16 protein-coding genes are annotated in these 21,092 nt (G+C 66.1%); 12 read left to right on the top strand and 4 right to left on the bottom strand.

Features of this window, described 5'->3' with window-relative positions:
• Positions 1 to 57 precede the first annotated feature (57 nt).
• Positions 58 to 1,125: an AI-2E family transporter gene (locus E8F11_RS11585; RefSeq protein WP_280288979.1), complete on the bottom strand. Its 1,068-nt coding sequence runs from the start codon at positions 1,123 to 1,125 to the stop codon at positions 58 to 60.
• A gap of 248 nt (positions 1,126 to 1,373) precedes the next feature.
• A complete protein-coding gene (locus E8F11_RS11580) occupies positions 1,374 to 2,690 on the bottom strand; it encodes a Na+/H+ antiporter NhaC family protein (RefSeq protein ID WP_280288978.1) in 1,317 nt (438 codons plus the stop codon).
• A gap of 242 nt (positions 2,691 to 2,932) precedes the next feature.
• Here E8F11_RS11580 and E8F11_RS11575 point away from each other — a divergent pair, with 242 nt between their 5' ends.
• Together E8F11_RS11575 and E8F11_RS11570 are read left to right on the top strand one after the other, a co-directional pair.
• A complete protein-coding gene (locus E8F11_RS11575; protein WP_280288977.1) occupies positions 2,933 to 5,077 on the top strand; it encodes a methyl-accepting chemotaxis protein in 2,145 nt (714 codons plus the stop codon).
• Positions 5,078 to 5,272: 195 nt separating this feature from the next.
• Complete coding sequence (locus E8F11_RS11570; protein WP_280288976.1) at positions 5,273 to 5,869, top strand: NAD(P)H-dependent oxidoreductase; 597 nt, start codon at positions 5,273 to 5,275, stop codon at positions 5,867 to 5,869.
• 138 nt (positions 5,870 to 6,007) lie between these two features.
• Here the strand turns inward: E8F11_RS11570 and E8F11_RS11565 are convergent, their stop codons facing one another.
• On the bottom strand, positions 6,008 to 7,294 hold the full coding sequence (locus E8F11_RS11565; RefSeq protein WP_280289002.1) for a sigma-54 dependent transcriptional regulator: 1,287 nt from the start codon (positions 7,292 to 7,294) through the stop codon (positions 6,008 to 6,010).
• A 223-nt stretch (positions 7,295 to 7,517) separates the two neighbouring features.
• On the opposite strand from E8F11_RS11565, the gene E8F11_RS11560 reads away from it, so the two are divergent.
• From E8F11_RS11560 to E8F11_RS11525, 8 genes are all read left to right on the top strand, one after another.
• Positions 7,518 to 8,615 carry a peptidase C39 family protein gene (locus tag E8F11_RS11560; protein WP_280288975.1) on the top strand — a complete coding sequence of 366 codons (1,098 nt, stop codon included), beginning with the start codon at positions 7,518 to 7,520 and terminating at the stop codon, positions 8,613 to 8,615.
• An 85-nt stretch (positions 8,616 to 8,700) separates the two neighbouring features.
• Entirely contained in the window at positions 8,701 to 10,575 is a 1,875-nt protein-coding gene (locus tag E8F11_RS11555) for a di-heme-cytochrome C peroxidase (protein ID WP_280288974.1), read from the top strand.
• 41 nt (positions 10,576 to 10,616) lie between these two features.
• Positions 10,617 to 11,762, top strand: coding sequence for a catalase family protein (locus tag E8F11_RS11550; RefSeq protein WP_280288973.1), 1,146 nt, complete (start codon positions 10,617 to 10,619; stop codon positions 11,760 to 11,762).
• 335 nt (positions 11,763 to 12,097) lie between these two features.
• Positions 12,098 to 13,057, top strand: a complete 960-nt coding sequence (locus E8F11_RS11545; RefSeq protein WP_280288972.1) for a homocysteine S-methyltransferase family protein — start codon at positions 12,098 to 12,100, stop codon at positions 13,055 to 13,057.
• A 180-nt stretch (positions 13,058 to 13,237) separates the two neighbouring features.
• On the top strand, positions 13,238 to 14,617 hold the full coding sequence (locus E8F11_RS11540; RefSeq protein ID WP_280288971.1) for a nodulation protein NfeD: 1,380 nt from the start codon (positions 13,238 to 13,240) through the stop codon (positions 14,615 to 14,617).
• Between the two features lie 2 nt (positions 14,618 to 14,619).
• On the top strand, positions 14,620 to 15,387 hold the full coding sequence (locus E8F11_RS11535; RefSeq protein ID WP_280288970.1) for a slipin family protein: 768 nt from the start codon (positions 14,620 to 14,622) through the stop codon (positions 15,385 to 15,387).
• 133 nt (positions 15,388 to 15,520) lie between these two features.
• Entirely contained in the window at positions 15,521 to 16,642 is a 1,122-nt protein-coding gene (gene ald / locus E8F11_RS11530) for an alanine dehydrogenase (RefSeq protein WP_280288969.1), read from the top strand.
• Between the two features lie 220 nt (positions 16,643 to 16,862).
• Positions 16,863 to 17,708, top strand: coding sequence for an EamA family transporter (locus E8F11_RS11525; RefSeq protein ID WP_280288968.1), 846 nt, complete (start codon positions 16,863 to 16,865; stop codon positions 17,706 to 17,708).
• On the opposite strand, the gene E8F11_RS11520 is transcribed toward E8F11_RS11525, so the two are convergent.
• A complete protein-coding gene (locus E8F11_RS11520) occupies positions 17,705 to 18,049 on the bottom strand; it encodes an I78 family peptidase inhibitor (RefSeq protein WP_280288967.1) in 345 nt (114 codons plus the stop codon). The genes E8F11_RS11525 and E8F11_RS11520 overlap by 4 nt on opposite strands.
• 171 nt (positions 18,050 to 18,220) lie before the next feature.
• Between E8F11_RS11520 and E8F11_RS11515 the strand changes: the two genes are divergently transcribed.
• Positions 18,221 to 19,102 carry an RluA family pseudouridine synthase gene (locus E8F11_RS11515; RefSeq protein WP_280288966.1) on the top strand — a complete coding sequence of 294 codons (882 nt, stop codon included), beginning with the start codon at positions 18,221 to 18,223 and terminating at the stop codon, positions 19,100 to 19,102.
• Positions 19,103 to 19,255: 153 nt separating this feature from the next.
• On the top strand, positions 19,256 to 20,656 hold the full coding sequence (gene lpdA / locus E8F11_RS11510) for a dihydrolipoyl dehydrogenase (RefSeq protein WP_280288965.1): 1,401 nt from the start codon (positions 19,256 to 19,258) through the stop codon (positions 20,654 to 20,656).
• Positions 20,657 to 21,092 lie beyond the last annotated feature (436 nt).

Here is a 21,092-nt window from a genome sequence, read left to right as displayed (position 1 = left end):
CCCGGCCAGGCGCCGGGTTTTTTGTGGGCGGGTGTTTTCCAGGGTGGCGCCTGTGCCTCACGGCGGCAATTGCACCTTGCCGCGAGTCTCGGTGAACAGGTCCCAGCTCGCCACGAAGAGCGCGGCGATCAGAGGGCCGATGACAAAACCGTTGAGGCCGAACAGCGCCAACCCGCCGAGGGTGGAAATCAGCACCAGGTAGTCGGGCATTCGCGTGTCCTTGCCCACCAGGATCGGCCGCAGCAGGTTGTCCACCAGGCCGATCACCAGGATGCCGAAGAGCGCCAACCCCACGCCCTGCCAGAGCGCGCCGTTGATCACGAAGAACAGCGCCACCGGCCCCCATATCAACCCGGCGCCCACCAGTGGCAGCAAGGAGAAGAAGGCCATCATCACACCCCAGAACACCGGGCTGGGAATCTCCAGTACCCAGAACACCAGGCCGCCCAGCGCTCCCTGGGCGATGGCGACCACTATGTTGCCCTTCACCGTGGCGCGCACCACACGGGTGAACTTGATCTGCAGCCGGCGCTTGTGCTGCTCGCCGAGGGGAACCGCCATGCGCACATTGCGCGCCACGTCGAAACCGTCGCGCAGGAAGAAGTACAGCAGGTAGACCATCACGAAGAAGCCCACCACCCACTCGAAGGTGTTCTGGCCGATGGCGAACGCCTTGGTGGCGAGGAACTGGCTGCCCTGCAGCATGCCGCTGACGATGCGATCGCGCAGGCCATTGACGTTGTCGATCCCCAAGCGGTCCAGCTGGCGCTGGAGGAAATTCGGCAACAGGTCCTTGAACTGGTTGACGTAGGCGCCGATATCCAGCTCGCCGGACTCGACCCGGTGATAGAAGTCCGCGCCTTCCTGCACCAGCAGCAGGCCGATCAGCAGGACCGGCAGCACCGCAACCAACAGGCAGATGGCCAGGGTGACCATCGCCGAAAGATTGCCGCGCCCACCCAGGCGCAGGGCCAGCTCGCGCTGCAGAGGGGAGAAGATCACCGCCAGCACCACGGCCCAGAACACGGCGCCGTAGAAGGGCAGGAGTATCCAGCAGAAGGCCAGGGATACCACCACCAGCAGGAGGATCAGGGTGCGGTTTTCCAGTTGGCGCTGAGAGGCCATGGCGGGGCCACGGGTGTTGGGGACCTACTGGGTTAGTCCGCGGGGTGCCTGGGAAAGTGCGAAGTGTTTTCGGCGCGGCATGGCGCGGGTCGGGGCGAGGGTGTATGGCGCTTCGCCGATCCACCCTCCGTGCTGCTCGCGAACAGCTTCGCGAGCAAGCTCGCTCCTACAGAGGCGGATCGCCGATCAGATACTTGCTTCACCAGCCCGCCCAGGCAATCCACCAGGCGCGCCAGATGCGGCGCGGATCAGAGCACCATGGCCGCGACCCAGCCAAAGGCCAGCAGCGGCAGGTTGTAATGCAGGAAGGTGGGCACCACCGTGTCCCAGATATGGTTGTGCTGACCGTCGACGTTCAGGCCCGCGGTCGGACCCAGGGTCGAGTCGGAAGCCGGCGAGCCGGCGTCGCCCAGGGCACCGGCGGTACCGACGATGCTGACGATGGCCAGCGGGCTGAAGCCCAGTTGCAGGCAGAGCGGCACGAAGATCGCGGCGATGATGGGTACGGTGGAAAAGGACGAGCCGATGCCCATGGTCACCAGCAGGCCCACCAGCAGCATCAGCAATGCACCGAGTGCCTTGCTGTGGCCGATCCAGCCGGCCGAGGTCTCCACCAGGGTCGCCACCTGGCCGGTTTCGCGCATCACCTCGGCGAAGCCGGAGGCGGCGATCATGATGAAGCCGATCATGGCCATCATCTTCATGCCCTCGGTGAACAGGTCGTCGGCTTCCTTCCAGCGCACCACGCCCGACAGCGAGAAGATCACGAAGCCCAGCAGCGCGCCGATGATCATCGAGTCCAGCCACAGCTGCACCGCGAAGGCCACCAGGATTGCCACGCCGGCCACCCCCAGGCTCATCGAGTTGTAGGCCACGCTCACCTGCTCGGCCTGGGCGATACGCTCCAGGTCATAGCTGCGTTTGCGGCGATAGCTGAAGAGCGCGATCAACAGGCCGGACACCATGCCCAGGGCCGGTATCAACATGGCCTGGGTGACACTCACACCGGTAACGTCGCCGCCACTTTTCACCACATTCGCCAGCAGTATCTCGTTCAGGAAGATATTGCCGAAGCCCACCGGCAGGAACATGTAGGGGGTGATCAGGCCGAAGGTGATCACGCAGGCGATCAGCCGGCGGTCGATCGACAGGCGCGTCAGTACATATAGAAGAGGCGGCACCAGCAGCGGGATGAACGCGATGTGGATGGGCAGGATGTTCTGCGAGGCAATGGCCACGCACAGCAACAGGGCGACCAGCAGCCATTTCAGCGCGCCGCCGCCGTTGGCTTCCTGCCGGCCCACCAGCGCCAGGGCCTTGTCCGCCAGGGCATGGGCCAAGCCGGAGCGCGCGATGGCCACCGCGAACGCGCCCAGCAGCGCGTAGGACAGCGCCACGGTGGCGCCGCCGCCGAGGCCCTTGTTGAAGGCCGCCAGCGAGGCTTCCACGCCCAGGCCGCCGACCAGTCCGCCCGCCAGTGCGCCAACGATCAGCGCCACCACCACATGTACCCGGCACAGGCTGAGGACGAGCATTATCCCCACCGCCGCCACTACCGCATTCATCGCCTCTCCTCAGGTTTCCCGATCACGCCGCCCGCGGCCCTGCCGCGGAAAAAAAGCGCGCACTCTGCCGAAACCGAGGCCCCCTGTCAAAAGCGTTCGGAATATTGGGCGGACTGTGCATAATTCTTGCCTGCAAATTGCACCCTCGTGCATTCCGCACGGCTATTCGTCGTCTTTGCGTCAAGAGATCGCCACTGATGCCGACAACGAATGAAGTTCCGACGAGACAGAAGGAAAACTCCATGCCGTTCACTCGCCTGTCCATCCAGTGGAAGATCACCCTGTTGGCCGGCCTCTGCCTGCTGGCCATCGTGACCCTGCTGGTCGGCTCGTCCCTCTACCAGTCCAAGCGCAGCGCCGGGCTGGTGAAAGCCGACAGCAGCCAGATGCTCGACCAGAGCGCGCGCCTGCGCCTGCGGGCCCGGGCGGAGCTGCAGGCGATCCGCATCCAGCGCTACTTCATGGACAACTACCAGTACGGCAAGGGCTTCTCGCGCCAGGTACTGTTCCTCAAGGAGCAGGCGGAAAAGCGCTTCCTCGATGCCTTCGACCTGCGCGAGGACCTTACCCGCCAGGTGCGCACCAGCCTGGAGGCCAACCCGGAGATCCTCGGTCTCTACCTGGTATTCGAACCCAACGCCCTGGACGGCAAGGACGAACTCTTCGAAGGCCAGGCCGAGATGGGCAGCAACGACAAGGGCCGTTTCTCCCTTTATTGGTCGCAACCCTCACCCGGCAAGCTCGAGTCCGAATCCATGACCGAGGAGTTGCTCGCCGACAGCAGCACCGGCCCCAGCGGCGCCCCCTACAACGCCTGGTACACCTGCCCGATGAAGACCGGCCAGGCCTGTGTGCTCGATCCCTACTTCGACAACGTCGGCGGCAAGCAGACCCTGATGACCAGCATCGCCTTCCCGCTGCAACTGAACGGCAAGACCGTGGGCGTCATGGGCCTGGACATCAGCCTGGAAAGCCTGCAGCAACTGAGCCTGGCCGGGAACCGCGAACTGTTCGATGGCAATGGCCACGTCAGCATCATCAGCCCCGCCGGCCTGCTCGCCGGCCACAGCCGCGACACCACCCGGCTCAGCGCCAAGCTGGACAAGGCCTTCGGCGACAAGGCCGGCGAACTGACCGGCAACCTGCAGGCCGGCAAGTCCGTGCAGATGGAGCACGACGGCATGCTGCGGGTGATGGAGCCGTTCAAGCCGATCCCCACTGCCGCGCCCTGGAGCGTGCTGCTGGAAGTACCCGAAAAAGTGCTGCTGGCGCCGGCCCTTGAACTGGAAGCGAAGCTCGACCAGCAAAACCAGACCGCCAACCTGGTGGGCCTGTTGATCGGCCTCGTCGCGGCCATCGCCGGCCTCCTGCTGATCTGGCTCACCGCCCGGGGCGTGACCCGGCCGATCCTGGCCGTCGCCGGCATGCTCAAGGACATCGCCAGCGGCGAAGGCGACCTGACCCGGCGCCTGGACTACGTCCGCCAGGACGAGCTGGGCGAACTGGCCGGCTGGTTCAACCGCTTCCTCGACAAGCTGCAGCCGGTCATCGCCGACGTCAAACGCTCGGTGCAGGACGCCCGCAGCACCGCCGACCAGTCCGCCGCCATCGCCAGCCAGACCAGCGCCGGCATGCAGCAGCAGTACCGCGAAGTGGACCAGGTGGCCACCGCCTCCAACGAGATGAGCGCCACCGCCCAGGACGTTGCGCGCAGCGCCGCCCAGGCCGCCGAAGCCGCCCGTGGCGCCGACCACGCCACCCGCGAGGGGCTCGGCGTGATCGGCCGAACCACCAGCGCCATCGACCAACTGGCCAGCGAGATGAGCGCGGCCATGGACGAGGTGCAGAGCCTCGCCGCCAGCAGCGAGCAGATCGGCTCGGTGCTGGAAGTGATCCGCGCCATCGCCGAGCAGACCAACCTGCTGGCCCTGAACGCCGCCATCGAGGCGGCCCGTGCCGGCGAGGCCGGGCGCGGCTTCGCGGTAGTGGCCGACGAAGTACGCAACCTGGCCCGACGTACCCAGGACTCGGTGGAGGAAATCCGCCAGGTGATCGAAGGCCTGCAGCACGGCACCCGTGAAGTGGTCGGCTCGATGCACAGCAGCCACCGCCAGGCCCAGGGCAGCGTCGAGCAGGTGGAGCAGGCGGTCGCCGCCCTGCAACGCATCGGCGATGCGGTGACGGTGATCACCGACATGAACCTGCAGATCGCCTCGGCCGCCGAAGAGCAGAGCGCGGTGGCCGAGGAGATCAACCGCAATGTGGCGGCCATCCGCGACGTCACCGAGTCGCTCTCCGGCCAGGCCGAGGAATCGGCCCAGGTCAGCCAGGCCCTCAACCGCCTGGCCAACCACCAGCAGGGGTTGATGGACCAGTTCCGCGCGTAGGTCCGCGACCCTCTCCCCCAGCCCCTCTCCCGCAAGCGGGAGAGGGGTGACCCGCGCCGGCCCCTCCGAGCCGGCCGGCCAGCCCATCACCTGTTTCTTATCCTCTGTGGTCCCTATCCCACCCTGGCGCCCATGCCCTTGCCGAGCCGCAATCGGCCAGCTAGCCTGCCCGCGGTCTCAACAAGGAACCCAAAGATGCTGAACATCGTCCTGATCGCCGGCTCCAGCCGCGCCAACAGCCAATCGGGCAAGGTCGCCCGCTTCATCCGCCAGCGCCTGATCGACCTCGACAAGGCCAGCCCCAGCTCCTGCAGCATCATCGACCTCGGCCAGGGACCGCTGCCCCTGTGGCCGGCCGAAGACACCGGCCCCTGGGCCGGGTACCAGCAGCAGCTGCGAGACGCCGATGCGGTGGTGGTGATCGCCCCCGAGTGGAATGGCATGGCCTGCCCGGCCATCAAGAACTTCTTCATCTTCGCCAGCAAGGCCGAACTGGCCCACAAGCCGGGCCTGCTGGTGGGCGTGTCCTCCGGCATCGGCGGCGGCTACCCCATCAGCGAACTGCGCGCGTCCAGCTACAAGAACTGCCGCCTCTGCTACCTGCCGGAGCACCTGATCATCCGCGGTGTGGAGAAGGTACTGAACGAAGCGGACGCCGTGAGCGAAGACGACCAGCGTATCCGCGCGCGCATGGACTACGACCTGGATATCCTCGCCCGCTACGCTGACGCGCTGAAGCCGGTGCGCGAAGCCATCGACATGAGCATCCCGGCCTTCGCCAACGGGATGTGAGCCAAAGGCATCTGTTGTCTTGAGATTGTGGGGGCGATTTCAATCGCAAAGCAGGACGAAGTCCTGCCCTGTGGACTTCCATGGGGCGGCTTTGCCGCCCTTCGCGAATGAATTCGCCCCCACAGGAAGAAGGGCCACCTACAACAACTGATGCTTGTGCAGCAGCCGGTAGAAGGTCGGCCGTGACACGCCCAGAACCCTGGCGGCATGACTGAGGTTGCTGCTGTAGTGGGCCAGCGCATCGCACAGCGCCTGATATTCCGCCCGCCGCTTGTAGTCTTCCAGCGTGCCCAGCGGGGCGCCCTCCACCGGCGCACTCTGCAGGCCCAGGTCGTCCGCTTTGATCTGCCCGCATTCCGCGAGGGCATAACCGCGCCGCACCCGGCTGGCCAGCTCGCGCACATTGCCCGGCCAGCGATGACGCGACATGGCGGCGAGGGCTTCCTCGCTGAAGTGGCTGGGCCGGCGCCCGGCCTCCAGGCTGTAGAGGTCGGCAAAATAGCTGGCCAACAGGGCGATATCCCCCTGGCGCTTGCGCAGGGGCGTAATCACCAGCCGGTTCTGCTCCAGCCACTGGCGCAGACCAGGATCGAAACACCTCTGCTCGACCAGATCGCCAAGCTCTTCCCGACTGGAAGCCAGCACTCGCACATCCAGCGGCACCGCTTCCCCGTCGGCATGGTGCAGTACCTTGCCCCGCATGCAGGCGAGCAGGCGCTCCTGCTGGCCCAAGGGCAGTTCGTGGATGGCATCGAGGAACAGGGTGCCGCCGTTTGCCGAAGCCAGCTTGCCCTGGTGCCCGAACAGGAGGTTGCTGGTTTCCTGTTCCGGCAGAACGCCGCAGTTGAAACTGACGAATGGGCCAGCCACCCGTCGCGACATACGGTGCAGGGTGCGCGCCACCAACTCCTTGCCGCTGCCACTTTCGCCGTGGATCAGCACCGGCTTGTCGCTCGGCCCCAGGCGTGCGAGCTGCTTGCGCAGATCCCGCAACGGCCGGCTCTGGCCCAGTAGCTCGTGCTGGTCGCCACGGCGATTGCCGATACCACGCAGGCGGGCGATGCCAAACGCGCGGCCGAGCAGGCCCTGCAGCCGCGGCAGATCCACCGGCACGGCCAGGGCATCGAAGAACCACTCGCCGATGAATTCGTCCAGGCTCGGGCCCGACTGGTTCGCCGGGTCGATCAGGGCAATCCATTCGGTGCCGCTGCGGCTGATCAGGTGCTTGACCCCTTCAGGGCGTTCCAGGTGCTCGCCGCGCAAGCGCAGCAGGCCGATGTCGTAGCTCGCCGCCAAGGCCTGGTCCAGGCTCTGGCTGGAGACCGACCAGCCAGCCTCCTCGAGGTGGGGAAGGATCAACCGGCAGTGGTCGCAAGGATCCACCAGCAGGAGACGTCGCGGTGCGGACGGAATGGCTTCCAAGATTAACCTTCCTTGACGTCAAAAATTTGATTTATCAATTAAAACAATAGGTTGGAACAGGCATTTGTAACGCTAGCAAGAACTTTGACGTTCTTTGGAACGTTTCTCTATAAGGCCAATTCCTCTTCGAGCTTTAGCGGGGCTCCTGTACCGGGCAAACGTCTCGACAGCGTTGCAATCCGGGCCAATACTCGGGCGATTCCTTCCCTGCCTTGCAGGACCTGCCATGAACCTGCTTATGCGTCCCGCCACGCTCGACGACCTGTCGGCGCTGGCGGAGCTCGAGGGCCGCTGCTTCGAGGCCACCCGCCTGGGCCGGCAGCAGTTCCGCTGGATGATGGTCGAGGCCAATGCCAGCCTGACCGTGGCCGAGGGTGACGGCCGCATCCTCGGCTATGCCCTGGTGCTGTTCCGCCAGGACAGTACCTTCGCCCGGCTCCATTCCATCGCCACCGACCCACGCGCCCGTGGCAACGGCATCGGCCAGCGCCTGCTGGAAGCGGCCGAAGCCAGCGCCCACGAGCATCAATGCGCCTACCTGCGGCTGGAGGTCTGCCCCGACCATCGCCCGGCCGTGGCGCTGTTCGAGCGCAACGGCTACAACAACCTGGGCCTGCTGCAGGATTTCTTCCCCGACCACCGCGAAGCCCTGCGCTTCGAGAAGCGCGTGGCGCGCCATCCCCAGGCCCTGCAACGGCATGTCCCCTACTACCACCAGACCACCGAATTCACCTGCGGCCCGGCCTGCCTGATGATGGCCATGGGTGCTCTGGATGGCGGCCCCCCGGGCAATCACCAGGACGAGGTGCGCCTCTGGCGCGAAGCCAGCAGCGTGCATATGCCTGGCGGACATGGCGGCTGCAGCCCTCACGGCCTGGCCCTGGCGGCCTGGCGCCGGGGCTACCGGGTCAGGCTGCACCTGAGCCAGCAGGAGCCCCTGTTCCTCGAAAGCGTGCGCAACCCTGGCAAGCGGGAGATCATCCGCCAGGCCCACGAGGACTTCTGCAACGCGCTGCAGGATACGGACATAGAGCAGCACCTCGGCGACGATCTGGACCTGGCGCCGTTGCTGGAGGCCGGCGGACAACCCCTGGTCCTGGTGGACGGTCACCGCCGCAGCCGCAGCCGCGCGCCCCACTGGGTGCTGGTCACCGACTATGACCGCACGTTCGTCTACCTCCACGACCCCAATGCCGAGCGCAGCCTGTTGCGTCGCCCGCAGGACTGCCAACATGTGCCGGTCACCCATCGGGAGTTCGAACGCATCAGCCGGTTCGGCCAGGGCAAGCAGCGCGCGGCCGTGGTGCTCTACACAAGGTCTTAAGACATTTTTGTAATGGCACCTTGCCAATACCCAGTCTGATTGGCATAAGGTAGGAAATTTCAAACAAGCTACAAGGATGTATCTGATGCGCGCCCTACGTCGTGTCCTTCTGCTGGCGCTCTTCCTGCTCTTGGCAGGCCTGGCGATCGTCCTTTATTACATCGCCAACCCCAACCTGCCCGCCTACCAGTCGCCAAGCCAGCTGCACTACCTCGAGCAGTGGGGCGAACAGGAGCGCCAGACCTACTACTACACGCCCCAGGGCACCCTGGTTAAGGGCCTGCGCTACGACTGGTTCACTGCACTGGAGCTGCCCTTTTCCCGCGACAAGTTCGCCCGCCCCGAGTACCTGGCGCGCTTCGGATTCCTTGTCGACCCGCAGCAGAAAGCCACACCGCAGAATCCCGGCAACCTGCCCGTGGGCCTGACCCGCCACCAGGACGCCAAGACCGGCACGCACTACCTCGACATCAGCTGCGCCGCCTGCCACACCGGCGAGCTGCGCTTCCAGGGCCAGGCCGTGCGCATCGACGGCGGCGCCGCCTTGCACTCCCTCGCGTCCACCGTGCCCACCCTGCGCGGCGGCAGCTTCGGCCAGGCGCTGGGCATGAGCATGGCCTTCACCTACTACAATCCGCTCAAGTTCAGCCGCTTCGCCGAGGCGGTGCTGGGCGAGCGTTACCCCGAGGGCAAGAAACAGCTGCGCACCGACTTCAAGCAGGTCCTCGACCGCCTGCTGGGCACGGCCTGGAACGATACCCACCGCGGCCTCTACCCCACCGAGGAAGGCTTCGGCCGTACCGACGCGTTCGGCCGTATCGCCAACAGCGTCTATGGCGACGCCATCAGCCCGTCCAACTACCGGGTCGCCGACGCCCCGGTGAGCTACCCGCACCTCTGGGAAATCTGGAAGTTCGACTGGGTGCAGTGGAACGGCTCGGCCATGCAGCCCATGGCGCGCAATATCGGCGAGGCCCTGGGCGTGGGCGCCACCCTGCACCTGTTCCAGCCCGGCGGCGTCACCGTGCCGGAAGGCGATCGCTACGCCTCGAGCGTGCGCGTGCGCGACCTCCACACCCTGGAAGAAACCCTCAAGCGCCTGACCCCGCCGACCTGGCCCGAAGCGGTCCTCGGCAAGGTGGACCTGGCCCGTGCGAGCCAGGGCCGCGCCCTGTTCGTCGAGAACTGCGCCTACTGCCACGCGCCCAATGTGGTGCCGCCGGAGCAACGCATGGCCCCCGGCCGCGCCCCGGAATGGCACATGCGCATAGTGCCCGTCGACATAGTCGGCACCGACTCCACCACTGCCGACAACATCGCCGATCACCGCTTCGATATCAGCAAGCTGGGCTGGACCCGGGAGCAACTGGCCAAGCTGGACGTCAAGCTGTTCGGCACCAGCCTGGAACAGGTGGATTTCAGCAACATCTCCAGCGCCAAGGGCCTTGCGTACATCACCGCCTTCGTCGAAGACCAGGCCTACAAGCAGGCTGGAATTGCCGCTGAAGAGCGTGCCGCCATGGACGGTTTCGGCCTGGCCATCGGCGTGCAGGAGAAGCGTGGCTACAAGGCGCGCCCGCTGGACGGCATCTGGGCCACCCCGCCCTTCCTCCACAACGGTTCGGTGCCGAGCCTGTTCCAGTTGTTCTCGCCGGTCACCGAACGGGCGAGCCAGTTCCATGTCGGCAGCTTCGAGTACGATCCGAAATTCGTCGGCTTCCAGACGACCGCCTTCCCCGGCAGCTTCCTGCTGGACACCTCCATCAAGGGCAACGGCAACCAGGGCCACGAGTTCCGCGACGGTTGTCGCAAGGGCGGTGTGATCGGCCGCTTCCTGCAGCCAGACGAGCGCCTGGCGCTGATCGAATACCTCAAGGTGCTGGGCAACCCGCAGCTGGAAGGTCAGCTAACCCAGGTCGAAGCCCGGCCGTGGACGCCCGGCCCGGCCTGCGAAGGCTGAGCGCTCGCCCCCACTGAAGCAGACAAAGGACCCACGCCCCCATGCTCAAGCGCTTCTGGCTCTGGTTCGGCCGAGTACTCGGCAAGCTCCTCCTCGTCCTCCTGGCGGTCGGCCTGCTCGGCTGGCTGGCGGGCGAGGCCTACTACGGCTGGAAATTCTCCGGCCCGGTGTCCACCGACGAAGTGATACCCGCCGGTGAGGCCGCGCAAACCCAGGCCATCATCAACGACGCCATCCGCATCGTCGAACAGCACCGCGACAACACCCGCGTGTTGCGCGATGCCCACGCCAAGTCCCACGGCTGCGTGAAGGCCGAGGTGACGGTGCTTCCGGAGATCGCTGGCGACCTGCGCGCGGGTGTCTTCGCCGAGCCGGGGAAGACCTGGCAGGCCTGGATGCGCCTGTCCAACGGCAACGCCTTCCCGCAATTCGACCGCGTGCGCGACGCCCGCGGCATGGCCATCAAGCTGCTCGACGTGCCAGGCACGAAGCTGATGACCAGCCCGGCGCACACGGGGGAACAGGACTTCGTGATGTTCAACCACCCGGTGTTCTTCGTCCGCGACGTGGCCGAGTACCGGCAGAACTTCAACGCCCAGTCCAATGGCGAGAAGGTCACCGCCTTCTTCCCCAGCTGGGACCCGCGCAGCTGGGAAATCCGCCACCTGATCATCGCCCTCAAGACCCTGGCGCCCGCACCGGATAGCTTGGTGAACACGACCTACAGCTCCATCTCGCCCTACAAGCTGGGCGAGGCGAACATCAAATACCGGGTCATCCCCGACCCGCAGAGCTGCCCTCCCTATCAGTTGCCCGGGCAGAACACCGCGCTGCCCAACTTCCTGCGCAACGCCCTCTACCAGCAATTGTCCCTGGACCGCGTACCGGCCTGCTTCGCCCTCCAGGTGCAGCAGCAGAACCCCGAACACTACATGCCGATCGAGGACACCAGCGTCGAATGGGACGAGGACATTTCGCCCTTCGTGACCCTGGCCAGGATCAAGGTGCCGGCCCAGGACTTCGACAGCCGCGAACAGAACCTCGCCTGCGACAACCTCTCCTTCAACCCCTGGCATGGCCTGCCCGAGCACCGCCCCATCGGTGGCATCAACCGCCTGCGCAAGGCGGTGTACGAGGCGGTGAGCGCGTATCGGCATCAGCGCAACGGGGCGTCCGCCGAGCAGTGACGGGCGGCCCGGTCCTATCCTGTGGGGGCAAATTCATTCGCTTTGGGCAGCGCAGCTGCCCCTGATAAGTCCGGCGGGCGGGACTTCGTCCCGCTCAGCGATTGAAATCGCCCCCACAAGTAAGAATCCCCACCCATCAGCCCACCCCTGCCAAGCCCCACTCCGGTGCTAGCCTTTTTCCTTACGCACTGGGCGCAAAACCCCGCCCGGCGCAGCGCCTGCGGGCCACCCCCGAACAAATGCGGAACCAGCCCGAGGCCAATCCGGCTGCCCGCCCTGCCTTCGACCCAAGGTCACTCCGGACAGCGAACGTTCACAGGTCACGGAGCAATGCCATGGCCCAATATCGCAGCGCCCTGCCCCAGCTGGAGGGCGAACTGTTCCTTACTGATGGCGGCATAGAGACCACCCTGGTTTTCCACGAGGGCATCGCCCTGCCCGACTTCGCCGCCTTTGTCCTGCTCAACTACCCCGACGGCCAGGAAGCCCTGCGCAAGTACTTCCGCGCCTACTGTGCCATCGCCAGCCATTACGGCACCGGCCTGATCCTGGAAAGCCCCACCTGGCGCGCCAACCCGGACTGGGCCAGCCACCTCGGCTTCACCCCCCAGGGGCTGGCCGAGATCAATCGCCTGGCCATCCAGTTGCTGGAGGAACTGCGCGCGGAAGTGGAAAGCGGTCGCACGCCAGTGGTCATCAGCGGCTGCATCGGCCCACGCGGCGATGGCTACGTGCCGGATGAAGCCATGGACGAATTCCAGGCCCAGCAGTACCACCGGGAGCAGATCGAGCTGTTCGCCGGGACCGCCGCAGACATGGTCACGGCCATCACCATGAACTACGTGGAGGAAGCCCTGGGCATCGTACTGGCGGCCCGCGAGGCACGGATGCCGGTGGCGATTTCCTTCACCCTGGAAACCGACGGCAAGCTGCCCACCGGCCAGGGACTGAAGGAAGCCATCGAACAAGTGGACAACGCCACCGCCGCCTACCCCGCCTACTACATGATCAACTGCGCCCACCCCGACCACTTCGAGGATGTCCTGCTGCCGGGGAGCCGCTGGGTCCAACGTATCCACGGGCTGCGCGCCAACGCCTCGCGCAAGAGCCACGCCGAACTCAATGAAGCCGTCGCCCTGGACAGCGGCGACCCCGAGGAACTCGGTGCCCAGTACGCGCAGCTGCGTCACCGCCTGCCGCACCTGAATGTGATGGGTGGTTGCTGTGGTACCGACCAGCGCCATATCGAGCAGATCGCCAAGGCGTGCAAGCCGCTGTTCCGCGCGGCGTTGTAAGCAACCTTGCGGGAAGGAACCCTGTAGGAGCGAATTCATTCGCGAAAGAGGCCGCCTGCCGGCCACCGGCCATCGCGAATGAATTCGCTCCCACAAAGGGCAGTCTCATCAAGGCAGCAAAATTCCCGACCTAGGCCCTCAACTATGCTGTAAGTGAACACGGCATAGCGGGAGGCCCCCATGATCCGCCGTCTGCTGCGCAGGCTCCTGTGCCTGGCCCTGCTGTCGCCCGGTACGCTGCTGGCCGCAGGCAGCGTTTCGGTGCTGACGGTGGATGGTCCCATCGGTCCGGCAACCGCCGACTACCTGACCCGCGGCATCGAGCGCGCCGAGGAAGACAAGTCGCAACTGGTGGTGCTGCAGATCGACACGCCCGGCGGCCTCGACACCTCCATGCGCAGCATCATCAAGGCGATCCTCGCCAGCCCGGTGCCGGTAGCCAGCTTCGTCGCCCCCAGCGGCGCGCGGGCGGCCAGCGCCGGCACCTACATCCTCTACGCCAGCCATATCGCTGCCATGGCACCGGGCACCAACCTGGGGGCGGCGACGCCGGTGCAGATTGGTGGCATGCCCGGCCAGCCGGAGGGCGACAAGCCCAGCGGCGGCAAGGACGAGACGAAGGACGACAAGGCAGAGCAGTCCAGCAACCAGGAAACCCTCACCCGCAAACAGGTCAATGACGCCGCCGCCTATATCCGCGGCCTGGCGCAGATGCGTGGGCGCAACGCCGAGTGGGCGGAGCGTGCGGTACGCGAGTCCGTCAGCCTCTCGGCCACCGACGCGCAACGGCTGAAAGTGGTGGACCTGCTGGCCCACGACGTCCACGACCTGCTCCGGCAACTGGACGGCAAGACCATCGAGATCGCCGGGCAGAAACTCACTCTGGCCACCGTCGGTGCCCCGCTGATCCAGCGCGAGCCGGACTGGCGGGCGCAGATACTGGCGGTAATCACCAATCCCAGCGTGGCGCTGATCCTGATGATGATCGGTGTCTACGGGCTGATCTTCGAGTTCTCCAACCCCGGCAGCGGCGTCGGCGGCGTGATCGGCGGCATCTGCCTGATCCTCGCCCTCTATGCGCTGCAGCTCTTGCCGGTGAACTTCGCCGGTATCGCCCTGATCCTGCTCGGCATCCTATTCATGGCGGCCGAGGCGTTCATGCCCAGCTTCGGCGTGATCGGCTTCGGCGGCATCGCCGCCTTCGTGGTGGGCGCGGTGATCCTGATCGACACCGAGGTGCCAGGCTTCGGCATCCCGCTGTCGGTGATCATCACCACAGCGGTTGCCAGTGCGCTGCTGATCTTCGGCATCATCGCCATGGCCGTCCGCGCCCGCCGGCGTGCGCTGGTCAGCGGCGATGCCATGCTGGTGGGCAGCCAGGCGACCCTGCTCGACCTGGTCGCGAACGACCCATACAGCGGTTGGGTGCAGTTGCAGGGCGAGCGCTGGCAGGTACGCAGCGAAGCCCCCCTGAGGAGCGGCCAGCGCGTGCGCGTGCTGGCGCGCAATGGATTGATGCTGGACGTGACGGCGGACGAACGCCCGCCCCAAGGAGACTGAACATGGCCTTTCCGCTGAGCTTCGCCACCCTTCTGTTCCTGCTGATCGTGCTGGCGGTGTCGGCCATCCGCATCTTCCGCGAATACGAGCGCGGCGTGGTGTTCCAGCTCGGACGCTTCTGGAAGGTCAAGGGACCGGGGCTGGTGCTGATCATCCCGGCCATCCAGCAGGTGGTGCGGGTGGACCTGCGCACCGTGGTGCTGGACGTGCCGCCCCAGGATGTGATCTCCCGCGACAACGTCTCGGTGAAGGTCAACGCGGTGGTCTACTTCCGTGTCATCGACCCGCAAAGGGCCATCATCCAGGTAGAGAACTTCCTCATGGCCACCAGCCAACTGGCCCAGACCACCCTGCGCTCGGTGCTCGGCAAGCACGAACTGGACGAGATGCTGGCCGAGCGCGAACGGCTCAACGTCGATATCCAGCATGCCCTGGACGCCCAGACCGACGCCTGGGGCATCAAGGTTTCCAACGTCGAGATCAAGCACGTCGACATCAATGAATCCATGGTCCGTGCCATCGCCCGCCAGGCCGAGGCGGAACGGGAGCGGCGGGCCAAGGTCATCCACGCAGAAGGCGAGCTGCAGGCCTCGGAGAAACTGATGCAGGCCGCGGAAATGCTCAGCCGTCAGTCCGGCGCCATGCAGTTGCGCTACATGCAGACCCTGGGCTCCATCGCCAACGACAAGACCACCACCATCGTCTTTCCCCTGCCAGTGGACTTGCTCGGCGGCGTCCACAGGGGCAAGCAAAAGGACCAGGAAGGCTGAATCCGGGAACGCGACCCCCTGTTTCCCTCGACCTTTTCAGGGAGATTCCCTGAAAAGCCGCCACTATTCGGCGGGGGCGCGGTGGCCGGGTTTCTACACTTGTTGAAAGGACACAAGAACCCTGGAGGTCGCCATGCGTATCGGAGTGCCGAAGGAGATCAAGAACCACGAGTACCGGGTCGGACTGACCCCGCAATCCGTGGCCGAATTGACCCGCCTGGGGCATGAAGTCTGGGTGGAGACCAGGGCCGGGGCGGCCATCGGCTTCGCCGACGAGGACTACCTGGCGGCCGGCGCCAAGGTGGCCGGCAGCGCCGCCGAGGTCTTCGAGAAAGGCGAATTGATCGTCAAGGTCAAGGAACCGCTGACCCAGGAACGTGCACGCCTGCGCCCCGAGCAGACCCTCTTCACCTACCTGCACCTGGCCCCCGACCGGCCCCAGACCGAAGAGCTGATCGCCTCCGGCGCCACCTGCATCGCCTACGAAACCGTCACCGACAGCCATGGCCGCCTGCCACTGCTGGCGCCCATGTCCGAGGTGGCCGGGCGCATGTCCATTCAGGCCGGCGCCAGCTGCCTGGAGAAAGCTAAGGGCGGCCGCGGCGTGTTGCTCGGCGGCGTACCCGGCGTTGCCCCCGGCAAGGTGGTGATACTCGGTGGCGGCGTGGTGGGCACCCATGCCCTGGCCATGGCCGTGGGCCTGGGCGCCGACGTCACGGTGCTGGACAAGAGCGTGGATGCCCTGCGCCGCCTGGACTCTCTCTACGGCAACCGCATTACCACCCTCTATTCCACCCATGGCACGGTGCGCGAGCAGGTGCTGGCGGCGGACCTGGTCATCGGCGGCGTGCTCATCCCCGGCGCGGCGGCACCCAAGCTGGTCACCGCTGAAATGGTGGCGCGGATGCAGGACGGCGCGGTGCTGGTGGACGTGGCCATCGACCAGGGCGGCTGCGCGGAAACCTCGCGGGCCACCACCCACGCCGAACCCACCTATGTGGTCGATGGCGTGGTGCACTACTGCGTGGCCAACATGCCCGGCGCCGTGGCGCGTACCTCGACCCTGGCGCTGAACAACGCAACCCTGCCCTTCGTCATCGCCCTGGCGCAGAAAGGCACGCGCAAGGCCCTCGAAGATGACCTGCACCTGCGCCACGGCCTCAACGTCGCCAAGGGGCGCCTCACCAACGGCAGCGTCGCCGCGGCCCACCATATGGACTACGTGCACCTGGAGGAAATGCTCAAGCAACTCTAGTTCAGGGGTCGTGCTAGGCCCCGGTGACCACGATGCAGCAGGCGTCCTAGGCCCTTACCTGTGTCGTGGTCATTTTTATGTCCATGGCGGGGAGGTGTTCGCGTAGGGTGCGCCGCGCGCACCAGGCAACGCACGGAGACTTCGGTGCGCACAGCGCACCCTACGATCATGTGGCGGTATTCCCCGCACCTGCGTCGAGAGCACAAGGACAGCCCTCACAGTGGAAACCCCGGTCTTTCTCCTGGTCATCACCGCCGCCGCGCTGCATGCCGGCTGGAATGCCCTGCTGAAGATCGGCCTGGACCGGCTCCTCACCGCCGCCCTGATCCAGATCGCCGCCGGGGTCGTCGCTCTGGCGCTGCTGCCCTTCGTGGCCCCACCCAAGCTGGCGGCCTGGCCATGGATCGGACTCTCTGCCCTCCTCCACATCGGCTACAACAGCTACCTGGCCCGTGCCTACCAGCATGGTGACCTGGGCCAGGTCTATCCGCTGGCGCGCGGCAGTTCTCCGCTGCTGGTGGCAGGATTGTCGGTGGCCCTGCTGGAAGACAGGCTAAGCGGTGGCGAGTTGCTGGGACTGCTGGTGCTGGTCAGCGGCATCTGGCTGATGGCGGTCCGTGGCGGCCGGGGTGCCGCGCGCATCAATAGCTCGCTGCTGGGCTGCGCCCTGATGACCGCGCTGTTCATCGCCGGATACACACTGGCCGATGCCACCGGCGCGCGGCGCAATGGCGATGCGCTGTCCTATTCGATGTGGTTGTTCGCAGTGAATGCCCTGGTGATGACGCTGGTGGTCGCCCTGACCCGCGGCCCGCGCACCTTTCTGCAGCTGGGTCCGCACTGGCGCGGGGGTCTGGCGGGCGGGGCGATGTCGCTGGCGGCCTACAGCATCGCCATCTGGGCCATGACCCGGGCCCCGGTGGCGCTGGTCTCCGCCTTGCGGGAAACCAGCGTGCTGTTCGCCCTGCTGATCGGCGCGCTGGTCCTCAAGGAACCACTGCCGCCGATCCGTCTGCTGGCCTGCGGGGTCATCGCCCTGGGCGTCGTGCTGCTCCGGCTGCTCTAGCCGCAGGTGAACTGCTTGACTACGTCGGTCTCATTCACGTCGATATTCAGGCGACGGGAGTTGTAGTCCATGGTCATGACGTCGTTGGGACGCAGCACGCGCGCAGTCTCGGCGCCGGATTGGCGCTTGGCCTGCTCGACCAGGGCGACATTGGCGGTCTTGCCCACCAGCGAAGCCACGGCCGCCGAATCGCAGGAGCCGGATGGTGCAGCAGCGCTGGAGGTTTCCTCGGCGGCGGCCGGGGCGATGGCGGCGGGCGCCGCGGGCTTGTCGGTCGAGCTGCAGCCGGCAAGGAGCAGGCCGGCCAGGGCGAGACTGAGGGAAATCGGCTTGACGTACATACAACGGTCCTCTCTTGAACGAATGTCCTTTCGTGTGCCTGCGATGGGCCTCCCATCGCAGCGGGGCTCCTGCCCGCCGGCACACGACCGGTGCATTCTATCCTCTGCCTTTGACTCGGGTCAGTTAGCTGCGGCCTAATGCCCTGCCTTTGAAACTCGTCGATACATTCCATGTCCAGCGCGCCGAACATCCGCCCCAGTACCCTGCACCTGCCCCAGGGCGACTGGACGACCCTGCTCGACTGCCTCTGCGCCCACTTTCCCGCCATCTCCCGCGAGACCTGGCTGGAACGCATGGCGCGTGGCCGGGTGCTGGATGCCGAGGGCCGGCCCCTGGGCCCAGACCACCCCTACCGGATCGGCCTGCGGGTGCACTACTTCCGCGAGGTGAAGGACGAGAAGCCGATTCCCTTCGAGGAAAGCGTGCTGCATGTCGACGACCACCTGGTGGTGGCCGACAAGCCGCACTTCCTGCCGGTGATGCCGGCCGGCGAATACGTCGAGGAGACGCTGCAGGCGCGCCTCACCAAACGCCTGGGCAATCCGCACCTGGTGCCGCTGCACCGCATCGACCGGCACACCGCCGGCCTGGTGCTGTTCTCCGCCAACCCGGCCAGCCGCGGGCGCTACCAGGCGCTGTTTCGCGAGCGGCAGATGCACAAGCGCTACGAAGCCATAGCCCCCGCCCTTTCCGGCCTGGACTTCCCGCTGCTGCGGGAAACCCGCCTGGACGCCAGCGAGCCGTTCTTCCGCATGCAGGAGGTGGACGGCGTCGCCAACAGCCGCACGCGTCTCGAAGTCATCGAGAAGAACGGCGACCTCTGGCGCTACGCCCTCTACCCCATCACCGGCAAGAAGCACCAGCTGCGCGTGCACCTCGCCGCCCTCGGCGCGCCCATCTGCAATGACGGCTTTTACCCGCGGCTCACCGACCAGGGCGAGCCGGACGACTACCAGCGCCCCCTCAAGCTGCTGGCCCGGGGCCTGGCCTTCGACGACCCGCTCAGCGGCGAACCACGCTGCTTCGAAAGCCGCCTGCGCCTGGGCTGGTAAGCCCCGCCTCTCCACTCCCGCCCTTGACGGGAAATATGACCCCAATAATATTACGACCGTAATCCAAGCAGGATGTTGCCCGGCTGGAAGGCTGGTGGTTGTCCACTAGGCTTCTGCATTCCCCTTTTCGACTTATCGATCGAGGTAGATCCCATGAGTGCATACGACGTGGTGGTGATAGGCGGCGGCCCGGGTGGTTACAACGCGGCGATCAAGGCCGGCCAGCTGGGCATGAAGGTGGCCTGTGTCGAGGGCCGGGAAACCCTGGGCGGCACCTGCCTCAACGTCGGCTGCATGCCCTCCAAGGCCCTGCTGCACGCCTCGGAGCTCTTTGAGGCGGCCGCCGGCAAGGAATTCGCCACCCTCGGCATCCAGGTAAAACCCAGCCTCGACCTGGCGCAGATGATGAAGCAGAAGGCGGAAAGCGTGACGGCCCTGACCAAGGGCATCGAATTCCTCTTCCGCAAGAACAAGGTGGAATGGATCAAGGGCTGGGGCCGCATCGACGGCGCCGGCAAGGTGGTGGTGACCGCTGCCGACGGCCAGCAGCAGACCCTGGAGGCCAAGGATATCGTCATCGCCACCGGCTCGGAGCCCACCCCACTGCCCGGCGTGACCATCGACAACCAGCGCATCCTCGACTCCACCGGCGCCCTGTCCCTGCCGGAAGTGCCCAGGCACCTGGTGGTGATCGGCGCCGGGGTGATCGGCCTGGAGCTGGGTTCGGTCTGGCGCCGCCTGGGCGCCCAGGTGACGGTGGTGGAATACCTGGGCCGCATCTGCCCGGGCCTGGACGACGAAACCGGCAAGACCCTGCAGCGCGCCCTGACCAAGCAAGGCATGAGCTTCAAGTTGAGCTCCAAGGTCACCAGCGCCAAGGTCGACCAGAACGCCGTGGAACTCGCCATCGAACCCGCCGCCGGCGGCCTGGCGGAAACCCTCAGGGCCGACTACGTACTGGTGGCCATCGGCCGCCGCCCCTACACCGAGGGCCTGGGCCTGGAGACCGTGGGCCTGGCCACCGACTCACGCGGCATGCTCGCCAACGATCGCCACCAGACCGGCGCGCCGGGGGTCTGGGTGATAGGCGACGTCACCTCCGGCCCGATGCTGGCGCACAAGGCCGAAGACGAGGCCATCGTCTGCATCGAGCGCATCGCCGGCCAAGGCGCCGAGGTGAACTACAACGTGATTCCCAACGTGATCTACACCCGCCCGGAAGTCGCCACCGTGGGCAAGAGCGAGGAACAACTGAAGGCCGAGGGACGGCCCTACCGGGTCGGAAAGTTCCCCTTCACCGCCAACAGCCGGGCCAAGATCAACCACGAGACCGAGGGCTTCGTGAAGGTACTGGCGGACGAGCGCACGGACGAGGTGCTGGGCGTGCACATGGTCGGCCCGAGCGTCAGCGAGATGATCGGCGAGTACTGCGTGGCCATGGAATTCTCGGCCTCGGCGGAAGACATCGCGCTGATCTGCCACCCCCACCCGACCCGCTCCGAAGCCCTGCGCCAGGCGGCGATGGATGTGCATGGCGGGGCGATGCAGGCCTGAGCCCGTGCTGCAGCCCCATCCTACTGGACGCCATATGACCCGCCTCGATGGCGGGTTTTTCTTGCCTGCACGAAACACCCACGCACTCCCGTAGGTTGGCGCTGAGCGAAGCCCAACAGGCGGCTATGTGATCGAGGAAGGCGCAAGCGCCTAGCAAAGCATGTGGCTATGTCTGCATTCAGTGTTGCTAGAACCACCTGAACCAGGCTGATTGTCGAGCGGGCTGCGAGTTTCTGTTTCGCCTCCCGGCGAGTCTCTTTTTTCAGTCGCCAAAAAAGAAACCAAAAACGCTTGCCCCTGCATCCGGGTTTGGCTTCGCCAAACTTCCCTCGCTCCATCATTGCGCCGGGGGCCCGGCGTGAGGGGCCATCCCTGGCCCCACACGCCTCTCGCGGCATCCATGCCGCTCATCCCCCTGCGCAACGCTTCCGCTCGG

It is taken from the genome of Pseudomonas sp. BN417, assembly GCF_029871205.1.
GTDB lineage: Bacteria > Pseudomonadota > Gammaproteobacteria > Pseudomonadales > Pseudomonadaceae > Metapseudomonas.
This window is presented reverse-complemented; position numbering and strand designations above follow the sequence as displayed.